Source organism: Mesorhizobium sp. M0514, assembly GCF_040321145.1.
Lineage (GTDB): Bacteria > Pseudomonadota > Alphaproteobacteria > Rhizobiales > Rhizobiaceae > Mesorhizobium.
On sequence record NZ_JAMYQZ010000025.1, the window covers coordinates 59,282 to 72,558 of the forward strand.

General features: G+C 63.1%; 12 protein-coding genes. 4 read left to right on the forward strand and 8 right to left on the reverse strand.

Annotated features, from left to right (window positions below):
* Positions 1–2 precede the first annotated feature (2 nt).
* The 8 genes from NKI61_RS13110 to NKI61_RS13145 all read right to left on the reverse strand — a co-directional run bounded on the left by NKI61_RS13110 (position 3) and on the right by NKI61_RS13145 (position 9,437).
* Positions 3–962 (reverse strand): carbohydrate ABC transporter permease, encoded by a 960-nt coding sequence (locus tag NKI61_RS13110; protein ID WP_023671181.1) that lies wholly within the window; start codon positions 960–962, stop codon positions 3–5.
* Positions 959–1,909 carry a carbohydrate ABC transporter permease gene (locus NKI61_RS13115; protein ID WP_023671182.1) on the reverse strand — a complete coding sequence of 317 codons (951 nt, stop codon included), beginning with the start codon at positions 1,907–1,909 and terminating at the stop codon, positions 959–961. The genes NKI61_RS13110 and NKI61_RS13115 overlap by 4 nt, the downstream gene beginning before the upstream one ends.
* Positions 1,910–2,164: 255 nt before the next feature.
* Positions 2,165–3,418 (reverse strand): ABC transporter substrate-binding protein, encoded by a 1,254-nt coding sequence (locus NKI61_RS13120; RefSeq protein ID WP_032888198.1) that lies wholly within the window; start codon positions 3,416–3,418, stop codon positions 2,165–2,167.
* 58 nt (positions 3,419–3,476) lie between these two features.
* Positions 3,477–4,988, reverse strand: coding sequence for an aldehyde dehydrogenase family protein (locus NKI61_RS13125; protein WP_352839722.1), 1,512 nt, complete (start codon positions 4,986–4,988; stop codon positions 3,477–3,479).
* Between the two features lie 10 nt (positions 4,989–4,998).
* On the reverse strand, positions 4,999–5,775 hold the full coding sequence (locus NKI61_RS13130; protein WP_023671185.1) for an enoyl-CoA hydratase/isomerase family protein: 777 nt from the start codon (positions 5,773–5,775) through the stop codon (positions 4,999–5,001).
* Complete coding sequence (locus NKI61_RS13135) at positions 5,768–7,369, reverse strand: acyl CoA:acetate/3-ketoacid CoA transferase (RefSeq protein ID WP_352839711.1); 1,602 nt, start codon at positions 7,367–7,369, stop codon at positions 5,768–5,770. The genes NKI61_RS13130 and NKI61_RS13135 overlap by 8 nt, the downstream gene beginning before the upstream one ends.
* On the reverse strand, positions 7,366–8,382 hold the full coding sequence (locus NKI61_RS13140) for a Gfo/Idh/MocA family protein (RefSeq protein WP_352839713.1): 1,017 nt from the start codon (positions 8,380–8,382) through the stop codon (positions 7,366–7,368). Before NKI61_RS13140 ends, NKI61_RS13135 begins: the two co-directional genes overlap by 4 nt.
* Positions 8,379–9,437 carry a LacI family DNA-binding transcriptional regulator gene (locus NKI61_RS13145; RefSeq protein ID WP_023725194.1) on the reverse strand — a complete coding sequence of 353 codons (1,059 nt, stop codon included), beginning with the start codon at positions 9,435–9,437 and terminating at the stop codon, positions 8,379–8,381. The genes NKI61_RS13140 and NKI61_RS13145 overlap by 4 nt, the downstream gene beginning before the upstream one ends.
* A 229-nt stretch (positions 9,438–9,666) precedes the next feature.
* Between NKI61_RS13145 and NKI61_RS13150 the strand changes: the two genes are divergently transcribed.
* From NKI61_RS13150 to NKI61_RS13165, 4 genes are all read left to right on the forward strand, one after another.
* On the forward strand, positions 9,667–10,821 hold the full coding sequence (locus NKI61_RS13150; RefSeq protein WP_352839714.1) for a dihydrodipicolinate synthase family protein: 1,155 nt from the start codon (positions 9,667–9,669) through the stop codon (positions 10,819–10,821).
* A gap of 104 nt (positions 10,822–10,925) precedes the next feature.
* A complete protein-coding gene (gmd, locus tag NKI61_RS13155) occupies positions 10,926–11,996 on the forward strand; it encodes a GDP-mannose 4,6-dehydratase (RefSeq protein ID WP_352839716.1) in 1,071 nt (356 codons plus the stop codon).
* 9 nt (positions 11,997–12,005) lie between these two features.
* Positions 12,006–12,974, forward strand: coding sequence for a GDP-L-fucose synthase (fcl, locus tag NKI61_RS13160; RefSeq protein WP_352839718.1), 969 nt, complete (start codon positions 12,006–12,008; stop codon positions 12,972–12,974).
* 81 nt (positions 12,975–13,055) lie between these two features.
* Positions 13,056–13,262: a hypothetical protein gene (locus NKI61_RS13165; protein ID WP_023710933.1), complete on the forward strand. Its 207-nt coding sequence runs from the start codon at positions 13,056–13,058 to the stop codon at positions 13,260–13,262.
* The last annotated feature ends 15 nt before the right edge of the window (positions 13,263–13,277 follow it).

Below are 13,277 nucleotides of genomic sequence, written 5' to 3' on the forward strand. Positions count from 1 at the left end.
GATCAGCCCTTGACCGCGCCAGCCATCAGCCCGCGCACGAAATAGCGGCCGGCGACGACATAGACGATCAGGGTGGGCAGAGCCGCGATCATCGCGGCCGCCATGTTGACGTTGTATTCGACGACGCCGGTCGAGGTGTTGACGACGTTGTTGAGCGCCACCGTCATCGGCATGGAGTCGCCTGTGCCGGCGTAAGCCGAAGCGAACAGGAAGTCGTTCCAGATGTTGGTGAACTGGTAGATGACGGTGACGACGAAGATCGGCATCGAGTTCGGCAGCATGATGCGGCGGAAGATCTGGAAGAAGGAGGCGCCGTCGACCTGTGCGGCCTTGATCAGCTCGTTCGGGAATGCCTCGTAATAGTTGCGGAAAAACAGTGTAGTGAAGCCGATGCCGTAGACGACATGGACGAAGACCAGGTTGACCGTCGGATTGCCGAGACCGAAACTCGTACCCGTCGCATTCTGCAGCTTCACGCCGAAACGTCCCAGGCTGCCGAGGATGGTCGCCATCGGCAGCAGCACCGACTGGAACGGAATGAAGCAGGCAAACAGCATCAGCCCGAACACCAGCGTGGCGCCGCGAAAACGCCATTTGGTCAAGACGTAGCCGTTGAGCGCGCCGAGCATGGTCGAGATCAGTACGGCTGGAACCACCATCTTGATCGAGTTCCAGAAATAGCCCTTGATGCCGGCGCAGGTGAGGCCGACGCAGGTCTCGCCCCAGGCCTTCAGCCACGGGTCGAAGGTCGGCGCCGTGGGCAACGCCAGCATGTTGCCGTTCTGGATCTCGTCCATGGTCTTGAACGAGGTCACCAGCATGACGAACAGCGGCATCAGATAAAACAGCGCAAACAGCGCCAGAAGCCCGTAGATGACGATGCGGTTGAGGGTCTTGGTGCTCATGCCGCCGGAGGCCTTTTGGGAAGCAGCGGGGCGGGCAGGGGTGGCGACAGCGCTCATCGCGGCTTCTCCCTGAGTTCCGAATAGAGATAAGGCACGATGATGGCAACGATGGTCATCAGCATGATCACGGCACTGGCCGAGCCGACGGCCATTTCGTTGCGCTTGAAGGTGTACTCATACATGAAGTTGGACGGCAGCCAGGCCGAGCCACCGGGGCCGCCGCTGGTCAGCGCCACCACGAGATCGTAGGACTTGATGGCAAGGTGCGCGAGCACGATGAAGGCCGACAGGAAGATTGGCCGCAGCAGCGGAATGACGATGCGGCGGTAGAGCTGGAAGGTGGTGGCACCGTCGATCTGCGCCGCCTTCATGATCTCGCCGTCAATGCCACGCAGGCCGGCCAGGAACATCGCCATGATGAAGCCGGAGGCCTGCCAGACGCCGGCAATGACCACCGTGTAGATGACGAAATCCTTGTTCTTGATCCAGTCGAAATGGAAGCTCGTCCAGCCCCACTGATGCAAGGTCTGCTCAAGACCGAGGCCGGGGTCGAGGAACCATTTCCAGGCGACGCCGGTGACGATGAAGGACAGCGCCATCGGGTAGAGATAGATCGGCCGCAACACGCCTTCGCCGCGAATCTTCTGGTCGAGCAGGATGGCCAGGAACAGGCCGAGCGCCAGGCAGATGGCGATGTAGAGAAAGCCAAAAATGCCCATATTGACGATCGACGTGTACCAGCTCGATGGCGGGTCGGAGTCGAACGTCCAGCCCCACAGCCGTAGATACGCGCGTGGTCCGGTAATGACATAGGACGGGAAGGTCTTGGAATTGGTGAAGGACAGATAGACTGTCCACAGGATGAAGCCATAGACGAAGACGATGGTGATGGCGAAGCTCGGCGCCAGCACGATCTTCGGCAGCGCGTCCTGCAGTCGCGCGCGCACGGAGGGGCGAGACCGCTCGGGTGTCAGCTTGATCTGGGTCGTCGCTACACTGCTCATGAGGCTCCTCCCGTTCGGGTCGTCCGTGCTCTGCCGTCAGGCGGCAAGGCGGCCCCGTGCATACGGGTCTCTGGTCGGCATGGTGTTCAAGAGTGCTTTCACCGTTTCACGGAAACGGCGAACCTCTCTAACTCTTTCTTTTACGCAATTCCGGCCGGAAAACCGCTCACACTTTTCCTGGAATTGCGCCAGCTGGCCAATCCTTAGGTGACACCTTCCCCGCCGAAGCGGGGAAGGTGTGTTTCTGGCCAGCGCTTACTTGGCGTCGTCGATTGCCTTGACCAGTTCGGTCACGGCTTCGTCCGAGGTCTTGATCTGACCGTGGACGAACTTCGAAACGACGTCCTTGTAGGCATTGGCGACCGCCGGAGGCGCGCCATAGCCCTGGGCAAGCGAGCCGAACAGTGTGCCGCCTTCGTTGGCAGCCTTCAGGTCGGCGATGCCCTTCTTGCCGCACGCGTCGAAGTCGGTGTCCGGAACGTCGGTACGGGCGGGAACCGAACCCTTGACGACGTTGAAGGCCGACTGGAAGCTCTTCGACAGGGTGGCGGTGGCCAACGCGACCTGGGCGGCCTTGCGGTCGTCCGGAACGTTGAACATGCCGAACATGTCGGAGTTGTAGACCACCGAGCCTTCCGTGCCCGGGAAGCGATAGCACAGGAAGTCGGTGCCCGGCGTTTTCTTGGCGGCGTTGAACTCGCCCTTGGCCCAGTCACCCATCACCTGCACCAGGGCATCGCCCTTGATGACCATGGCGGTGGCAAGGTTCCAGTCGCGGCCCGAGAAGTTCGGGTCGACATAGGTGACGAGCTTGGCGAGGTTGTCGAACGACTTCTTCATCGTGTCCGACTTGAGGGACTCGTCGTCGAGGTCGTTGAAGGCCTTCTTGTAGAACTCAGGTCCGCCGGTCGACAGCACAACCGAGTCGAACATGGTGGCTTCCTGCCAGTTCTGGCCGCCAAGGGCGAGCGGAATAACGCCAGCCGCCTTGGCTTTGTCGAGCAAGGCGACGAAGTCGTCGAAGGTCTTTGGCTCGGTGCCGCCGATCTTGTCCATCACCGCCTTGTTGATCCACAGCCAGTTGACGGAGTGGACGTTGACTGGAGCAGCGACCCACTTGCCGTCATAGACGGAGAACTTCTGCAGGGCTGCCGGAACCGACTTGTCCCAGCCTTCCTTCTTCGCCGTCTCGGTCAGGTCGCCCATGACGCCGGCCGCCGCATAGTCGAGCACGGTGTAGCCGAGCATCTGCGACGCGGTCGGGTAATTGCCGGCCGCGACCATCGCCTTCAGCGCAGTCATGGCGGCGTCGCCGCCACCACCGGCCACCGGCACGTCCTTCCAGGCATAGCCTTCCTTGGCAAGGTCGCCCTTGAGGACGTTGAGAGCAGCCGCTTCGCCGCCCGACGTCCACCAATGCAGCATCTGCACTTCCTTGACGTCCTCGGCATGGGCCGAGAAAGCAAAGGCCGTCGCCAGAGCCGTTCCGATAAGCATTTTGCGCAACATGTTCTACCTCCCTTGTTGCATTACACGACCGGTGGAAGCCCACCGGGTTCTTCCAAACTCAGCCGACCCACCAACCGGTGCGCTGGCCGCGATGAAACTGGATTGTCTTTTCCTCGGTATAATCCTCGACAGCGCGTTTGCCGAGTTCGCGTCCGATGCCGGACTGCTTGTAGCCCCCGAATGGCAGCTCGGGAAAGCCTTCCATGAATGTGTTCACCCAAACGGTCCCCGAACGCACACCACGCGCCACCGACATACAAGTGTCGATGCTGGCGCTCCACACCCCTGCCGACAGACCATAGGGCGTGTTGTTGGCGATGTGCAACGCCTTTTCAATCGATCCAAAAGTCAGCACGGAGAGCACCGGGCCAAACACTTCCTCGCGCGCAATAGCCATGTCTTCGGTAACGCCGCGAATGATGGTCGGATCGAGGTACTGGCCGGCATTGGACGCCAATTGGCCGCCACCGCTATAGACATTGCTGCCGTCTTTTGCTGCTGCCGCAACGCAATCTGCGACCTTGGTCAGATGGTCGGCGGAAATCATCGCGCCAACCTTGGTTCGGTCGTCGAGTGGGTCGCCGACCGTTACCTTGGCGGTCAGGGCCTTGACAGTGGCGAGGAAATCGTCGGCGATGGCTTCATGCACGATCAACCGACTGCCGGCATTGCAGCATTCGCCGGCGTTGAAGAAGCCGCCGAACACTGCTGCGTCAGCGGCCGCCTCGAGATCGGCATCGGGGAAGACGATCTGGCCGTTCTTGCCGCCGAGCTCCATCGAGACTTTCTTCAGCGACTGCGCGGCGGAAGCCATGGTCATCTTGCCGACGCGGGTAGAGCCGGTGAACGACACCATCTCGACCAGCGGATGGCTGACCATCGGCCCCCCGACATCGGCGCCGAGGCCGGCCAGGATGTTGACGACGCCCGCGGGCAGGCCGGCCTGCATCAGGATGTCGCCGAGCACGAAGGTCGAGGCCGAGGTCATTTCGCTCGGCTTGACCACCGCCGTGCAGCCGGCGGCGAGCGCGAAGGGCAGTTTCTGGCTGACGATGAGGAAGGGGAAATTCCATGGTGTGATGATCGAGACGACGCCGATCGGCTCGCGCAGGACGACGCCCAGCATGGCGTCGCCGAGATTGGCGTAGCTTTCGCCGTGCAGCGTGCGGGCGAGCGAGGCGGCATAGCGCCAGATGTCGATGGCGCCGCCGATCTCGCCGCGCGCCTGGGCGATCGGCTTGCCGGATTCCAGCGCATCGAGTCGGGCGATGTCTTCGCGCTGGGCCTCGATCAGGTCGGCCGTCTTGAGCAGGATGGCGGCGCGCTCGGCCGCCTTCGTGCGCGGCCACGGGCCGGTCTCGAATGCCTTGTGCGCGGCCTGCATGGCCGCCTCCACCTCGGCCTCGCCGGCCTGCGCATAGAGCGAAACGGTGAAGCCATGGCCGGGGCTGTTGCGCGCAATCGTGCGGCCGTCACGGGCATCGACATGCTTGCCGTCGATCAGGAGCTTGTAAGCCTTCGGCGCCTTGGACGCCTCGGCCGGCATGGAAATGTTGAGCGGTGCGTTCATCATGCTTTCTCTAGGATCTCGAAAAGGCCGGCTTCTGCTTGGCCTTGAAGGCGCTCACGCCGGCTTTGAGGTCGCCGGTCAGCGCAACGAAGCCGCTGGCGAGCGCCTCGGTGGCGGCCGCACTTTCCTCGCCTTCGGCGACTGCGATCATCAGCTTGGCGGCTTCGGTTGCGAGCGGCCCGCGCCCGGCGATTTTTTCGGCCCAAGTCCTGGCCTCTGCCAGCGCCTGGCCGGTCTCGACCACGCGGTCAACGACGCCGAGGGCAAGCGCGTCGGAGGCGGCAAAGAGCTCGCCGCCGAGTGCCATGCGGCGCACGATCTGGGCCCCAAAGCGGCGCACGGCGCGCTGCGTGCCGGACCAACCGGGGACGACGCCGATCGATGTCTCGGGAAAGCCGAGCTTCACCTGCGTTTCGGCGACACGGAAGTCGCAGGCGACCGCCAGCTCCAGCCCGCCACCCAGCGCATGGCCGGAAAGCACCGCGATGGTCGGCTGCCGCAGCCGCGCCAGTCGGTCGAAGACACGGTGGCCGTAGCGCACCCATTGCACCTGAAAGTCGGCAGCGCTCATTTGTGCCCAGGCCTCGACGTCGCCGCCGGCGCAAAAGCCTTTGCCTTCGCCGCGGATCAGCACGACGCGCACGCCTTCAGCCATTTCGGCTTCGTCGAGCGCTGTCTCGAGCGCGCGCAGCATCGGAATGTCCAGCGCGTTGAACTTCTCCGGCCGGCGCAGCGTGACGATGCCGATGGCGCCGTCCTGCTCGAAGGTGACGAGGCGCTCAGCCATGCGCGCCTCCGAGCGAAGCGCCACCATTCAGCGACAGGCCAATCGGACGGTCCTGATAGAGAGCCGCCGGCGTGACCTTGAGATCGTTGGCGATGCCGAGCGGAATCTCTGACTGCGCCAGCACATCGCGTTCGAGGTCGATGCCGGGCGCCAGTTCCGTCACCATCAGACCGTCCGGCGTCAGCTTCATCACGCAGCGCTCGGTGACGTAGGTGATGTCCTGCCCTTGCGCGACGGCGCGCTTGCCGGAGAAGGAGATGTGTTCGACCTCGTTGACCACCTTCTTGACCTTGCCTTCCGCGTCGATGCGGATGCCGCCATCGGCGAGCGAAAGCTTGGCGCCGGCATTGAAGAAGCCGGAGAAGACGATCTTTTTCGCCCGTGCCGTGATGTCGACAAAGCCGCCGGCCCCGGCGGTGACATGTGGCCGGGCCGAGAGTTTCGACACGTTGACGGAGCCATGGCGGTCGATCTGCAAGAAGGAGAGCAGCGAGGCATCGAAGCCGCCGGCCTGGAAATAGATGAACTGGTGCGGCGAGGGCATGATCGCCTCGGCATTGGAAGCGCAGCCGAACTTGAAGTCGAGCAGCGGCACGCCGCCGACGGCGCCCTGCTCGATCACCCAGGTGACTTTGCCGTGCTGGCCTTCCTCGAGAAGGATACGCGGCACGTTTGCCGAGATGCCGAAGCCAATGTTGACCGCCATGCCGTCGCGCAATTCCATGGCGACGCGGCGCGCGATTACTTTCTGGACGTTCATCTCAGCGTTGCGGAAGCTGGACAACGGCCGGAAGATCTCGCCCGAAATCGCCGGGTCGTAAGGCGTCAACGTCGTCTGCAACTGGTCCGGCGCCACCACGATGTGGTCGACCAGGACGCCGGGCACGCGCACGTCATGCGGCTTCAGCGTGCCGTTCTCGACGACGCGCTTGACCTGCGCAATGACGATGCCGCCATTGTTGCGGGCGGCGAGCGCCTGTTCGAGGCCGCCCAAATAGGCGCCTTCATGCTCGTAAGTGAGGTTGCCGCGCTCGTCGGCGGTGGTGGCGCGGATGATCGAAATGTCAGGCGCGATCGAGCGGAAATAGAGCCATTCCTCGCCGTCGAACTGCTGCACCGAGACGATCGGCTCGCTTGCCGCCGCGTTCATGGCGCAGCCCTGGTGGCGCGGGTCGGCAAAAGTGTCAAGGCCGACCTTGGTCAGCACACCCGGCCGCTTGGCGGCGGCCTCGCGGTGCATGTCGAACAGGATGCCCGACGGCACATTGTAGGCGGCGACCGAATTGTCGCCGATCATCTTCCATATCTGCGGCGGCTCGGACGAGGAGGGGCCCGAGGGATAGGAGCCGCAGAGCGTGCGCTTCAACAGGCCAGGCTTAGCCAGATGGTCGATGCCCTTGATGCCATACATGTCGCCGGCGGCGATCGGATGCAGCGTGGTGATGTCTTTCGGATGGCCTTCAGCGTCGAAGCGCTCGCCGATGGCAGCCAGCACGGCATCCGGGCAGCCGAGGCCGCTCGATGATGAGACGGAGACGGTCATGCCGTCCTTGATGAGGCTGGCGGCCTGCTGAGCGGAGACGAGCTTGCTCACTTGGCGCTCCCGAGTTTCGGCTCGATGGCAACCGCCTTGCCGGATTTCCCGGACAGCAACGCTGCTTCGGCGCAGGCTAGTGACCAGACGCCGTCCTCGCCGGTTGCGGAGGGCTGGCCCGCGCCGCTAATAGCGGCATGGAACTGGCGCAGCGACCTGACGTAGAGGTCTTCGCGGTCGAAGCTCAGTTCCTCCTCGCCCTTGGCGGTGCGTAGCAGCACCGAACCGACCGGCTTCTGCGTCATCACATTTTTAGCGATCAGCGAGCCTTCGGAACCATGCACCTCGAAGCCGGTATCGGCGAACTTCGTGGTGAAGCCTTCATGCGACTGGGCAATCAAACCGGACCTGAAGCGCCAGATGCACATGGCACCGTCTTCCAGCCCGCTGCCGGCCATGCCGGCCGACTGGGTGAAGGCCGAAATCTCGATCGGGTCGTCGCCGAGCACGAAGCGCAGCGTGTCGGCATCGTGCACGGTGATGTCGAGCATCACGCCGCCGCCGGCTTCCGGTCTGGTGATGCGCCATCCCTGCAGGTTCTCCGGCAGATAGACGGCATGGAACACACGCGCGGCAATCGGCTTGCCGATGCGGCCGGCTGATATGGCGTCGCGCATGGCGCGGTGGGCGCCGGCATTGCGCAGATGATGATTGGTGCCAAGCACGACACCGGCTTCCTTGGCGGCGGCGACCATTGTGCGCGCGTCGGCGCTGTTCAGCGCCAGCGGCTTTTCGCACAGAACATGCTTTCCCGCGTCGATCGCGGCCAGCGCCTGTTCGAGATGCAGTTCATTGGTGGTCGAGATGTAGACGGCGTCGATGTCGGCGCCGAGCAGGTCATCGAGCGTCGAGACGGCAAGCGGGATGTTGTGTTCATCGGCATAGGTCTTGGCGCGCTCCGGGCTGGAGCTCATCACCGCTGATATTTCGCCACCCTCTTGCGCGCGAATGGCGTTGATCATGAACTGTTTGGCGATCGTGCTGGCGCCGATCAGTCCCCATTTGACGCTCATGCCGCGTCTCCCATTCCTGCTGATGTGTCCTGGGTGCCGCGATCGGGACCGCAGCTGTCCCTGACGACCAGATTGACGGCGCCGATATGGTCCTCGGCATGCGTGATGCGCGACTGGATCATCTTCAGCATGACGTGGGCGGCGCGTTCGCCGAGGCCGGGTGTGTCCACCGAGACGCTGGTCAGCGCCGGCATATAATGCTCGGCCTCGACCACGTCGTCGAAGCCGACGACGGCAAAGTCCGCGCCGGGCTCCAGCCCGCGCTTGCGCAGCGCCAGCATGACGCCGAAGGCGACGGCATCGTTGAAGCACAGTGCCGCCGTCGGCGGCTCGGCCATGGCAAGGGCGGTTTCCAGGCACGCGATGCCGCCCCTGCGGCTGGTCTCGCCTTCGACGACAAGCACGTCGCGCCTGGCAATGCCCAATGTTTCGCAAGCTTCACGAAAACCGCCCAGGCGCTCCTGATAGACGACCAGGTCGGAGGTGCCGCCGAAGAAGGCCAGCCGGCGATGGCCCTTGCCGATCAGATGGGCGGCGGCGAGATACGCGCCGCGATGGTTGTCAGGAGCGATCACCGGGATGCGGCTGTCCGGCAGGCGGCGCATGGCGAAGACGACCGGCACGCCCGCCATCTCGAGGCGACGGAAGGCGCCCGGCGTGGTGCCGCGTGCCGGTGACACGATCAGGCCTGCGACGCCCTGTTCCATCAGCGACTTCAGCACTTCTTCCTGGCGCACCGGGTTCTCCGCCGTGTTGGCGATGAAGGGCACGATGCCGGCCGACTGGAAGACGCGCTCCATGCCGACCGCCAGCTCGGCGAAAAAGGGGTTGGTGAGATCGTTGATGACCATGCCGATGACGTTGGAATGGGCTTTGCGCAGATTGGCGGCGCCGCGGTTGTAGACATAGCCGACATCCTCGATCGCCTTGCGAACCTTGACCGCGGTTTCAGGCCGGATCAGCCCTGAGCCTTGCAGCACAAGCGACACCGTCGATTTGGACACACCAGCCTCGCGGGCGATGTCCAGGATCGTTGCCTTGGCCCGGCTGGCCATGTCGGTGGTTTCCTCCGCTTAGATGGGCAAATCTATTGGAACGTTCTAATCACTCTGCCAACCGAGAGTCAATCGGGATTCTTGCGGAGGTCGAAAAGGTGATGAATGTGGTTCCTAGCAAGGACTCTTAGCCTTCTTCGGCATTTGGACCGGTTCAATCGCCGCAATCATAAAGGTTCTTGATTTATTGGAACGTTCCATTTATAGGATGCCGAAAACGGAGGTTGCCATGGATATCACCCTGCCTACGCAGAATGGCGGCCGCGTCAGCTACAAGCTCGCGGGCAGTCCGGTCGAGCCCGTAATCGGTGCGGTTTTCCCGCGCATCGCCTATGCCGCGGCCCACGTCGTCGCCGATCCTTTCGCGATGACCGACCCCTGGTCGAAGCCTGCGGTCGATTGGGACAAGACGATGGCGTTTCGGCATCATTTGTGGCGGCTTGGCTTCCGCATCGCCGAGGCGATGGACACCTCCCAGCGCGGCATGGGTTTCGACTGGGCGAATGCGCAGGAATTGATCCGCCGCTCGATCGCCGAGGCGCGCAGCGTCGAAGGCGCAGACCTCTCCTCGGGCGCCGGCACCGATCATCTGGCGCCGGCCAATTCGAGATCACTCGAAGATGTGATCGCCGCCTATGAGGAGCAGTTCGCTTTCATTGAAGGCGAGGGCGGCAAGGCGATCATGATGGCCAGCCGGGCGCTGGCAGCGGTCGCAAAGGGTCCGGACGACTATATCAGGGTCTACGATCGCATCCTCAGCCAGGCATCCGGCAAGGTCATCCTGCACTGGCTGGGCGACATGTTCGATCCTGCACTGAAAGGTTATTGGGGCAGCGGCAATTTCGAGGCCGCGCTCGACACCGTCGTCGCCATCATCGAGCGCCATGCCGGCAAGGTCGAGGGGATAAAGATTTCCCTGCTCGATGCCGGCAAGGAAGTTGCCTTGCGCAACCGGTTGCCGGAAGGCGTCGTCATGTTCACCGGCGACGATTTCAACTATCCCGAACTGATTGCCGGCGACGGGAAGCGGCACTCGCACGCCTTGCTCGGCATATTCGACGTCATCGCGCCAGTCGCCAGTGCGGCGCTCGCGAAACTGGCTGACGGCGACCGCGCCGGATTTGACGCGCTGATGGCGCCGACAGTGCCGTTGTCGCGCAAGATCTTCGAGGCGCCGACGGAGTATTACAAGGCCGGCATCGTCTTCATTGCCTGGCTCAACGGCCATCAGGACCATTTCGCCATGGTCGGCGGCATGCAGTCGGCGCGCGGCATCCTGCACTATGCCGACATCTTCCGCCTTGCCGACCAGGCAGGGTTGCTCGCCGATCCCGAGCTTGCGCTGGCCAGGATGAAGCATTTCTGCGCGGTTGCAGGTGCCTGAGAACGACACAATCGCTGGCTGAAACCTGTCCCCCGTATGGGGGATTTGCGTTCTCGCGCCAAATCTGTATTCGGTTGCCGGGATTGGATGCGGACGGAGCGGCAATGACGGAAAAAGTGGCGCTCATCACCGGGGTTACCGGGCAGGACGGGGCCTATCTCGCAGAATTGCTTCTGCAGAAGGGCTATATTGTCCATGGCGTCAAACGCCGCTCGTCCTCGTTCAACACCGAGCGCGTTGACGACATCTATGTCGATCCGCACGAGCGCGGTGCGCGTTTCTTCCTGCATTATGGCGACCTGACCGACGCGACCAACCTTATTCGCCTGGTGCAGGAGACACAGCCCGGCGAGATCTACAATCTCGGCGCCCAGAGTCATGTCCAGGTGAGTTTCGAGACGCCGGAATACACCGGCAATGCCGATGCGCTGGGAACACTCAGGCTGCTCGAGGCGATCCGCATCCTGCGCCTGGAGAAGTCGGTGCGCTTCTACCAGGCATCGACGTCGGAGCTTTACGGCAAGGCGCGCGAGGTCCCGCAAAGCGAGGCGACGCCCTTCCATCCGCGCTCGCCCTATGCAGCGGCCAAGCTTTACGCCTACTGGATCACGGTCAATTACCGCGAGGCTTACGGCATGTTCGCCGCCAACGGCATCCTGTTCAACCACGAAAGCCCGACACGCGGCGAGACCTTCGTCACCCGCAAGATTACGCGGGCCGTCGCCTCGATCCATCATGGCCTGCAGGACACGCTCTATCTCGGCAATCTCGACGCCAAGCGTGATTGGGGCCATGCGCGCGACTATGTGGAGGGCATGTGGCGCATTCTGCAGCACAGCGAAGCCGACGATTTCGTGCTGGCGACCGGCGAGGCGCATTCGGTGCGCGAATTCGTCGAGCTGGCGTTTGCCGAGACCGGCCGCACCATCCGCTGGCAAGGCGCGGGTGTCGATGAAGTCGGTGTCGATGCCGGTTCGGGCACTGTCCTGGTGCGCATCGATCCGCGCTATTTCCGGCCGACCGAGGTCGACCTGCTGCTCGGCGACCCCGCCAAGGCCAAAGCCAGGCTGGGGTGGTCGCACACGACCGGCTTCAGGGATCTGGTGGCGGAAATGGTGCAGGCCGATCTGGCGCGCACCGCCGGCGGCACGCGGCAGAACAGCCGTTCTGCGTGAGGCAGGTTCATGGACGCGACATTTGATCTGAAAGGCAAGCGTGTCTTCGTCGCCGGGCATCGTGGCATGGTCGGTTCGGCCGTCGTGCGCCGGCTGGCGAGCGAGGACTGCGAGATACTCACCATATCGCGCGACAAGCTCGACCTGCTCGACCAAGCGGGGGTGCGGCGCTGGATGGCCGAGCACAGGCCGGATGCGGTGGTGATGGCGGCCGCCAAAGTCGGCGGTATCCTGGCCAATGACCGGTTCCCTGTCGATTTCCTGCAGCAAAACCTGGTTATGCAGGGCAATGTCATTGACGGCGCCTTTCGCAGCGAGGTCGGCAAGCTTTTGTTTCTCGGCTCGTCCTGCATCTATCCAAAGCTCGCGCCGCAGCCGATCAGGGAAGACGCGCTGCTGACCGGTCCGCTCGAACCCACCAATGAATGGTATGCCATCGCCAAGATCGCCGGGCTCAAACTGTGCCAGGCCTATCGGCGCCAGCATGGCGTCGACTACATCTCGGCGATGCCGGCCAACCTTTACGGTCCTGGCGACAATTTCGATCTCCAGTCCAGCCATGTCGTGCCGGCCCTGATGCGAAAGGCGCATGCACTGGCGCTGAGCGGCGGCAACAGCCTCGAGGTCTGGGGCTCGGGCACGCCACGGCGTGAATTCCTGCATGTCGACGACGCCGCCGATGCCTTGGTCTGGCTGTTGAAGAATTATGCCGGCGACAGCCACGTCAATGTCGGTTCGGGCGAGGATGTCACCATTGCCGAGCTTGCCCAGACCGTCGCATCGGTCGCCGGCGTCGAGGCTGATATCGCCTTCGATACGACCAAGCCAGATGGCACGCCGCGCAAGTTGATGGATGTTTCGCGGCTGTTTGCGACGGGATGGCGCCCGCGCTACGCGCTTCGCGATGGATTGGAACAGACATATGCGTGGTTTCTCAACCATATTGAGAAGGGTGATGTCCGCCTCGGCGCGGCCTGATTCCAATTTTCCTTGAACCATTTCGCTGCCGCCCGCGACCAAGCGGTGTGTAGCAAACACGGTCCATCAAGGAGAACGTCAATGTTTATCACTTCAAGAAACGCATTTCTCGCCGCCATCGCGGTTTCGGTGCTGGCAGGGTGTCAGACGGCACCGCCGAGGGAATGCGAGAAGACCAAGCCCGGTGTCACCTACAACGGCAAATGCTGCGGCATCGGCACACCGTGCCGTGAAGGCAACAACACCCCTCATGACAAGCCCGACAGGCCCGATCCGCGGCCACAGTGATCCGCGAGCCAGAAA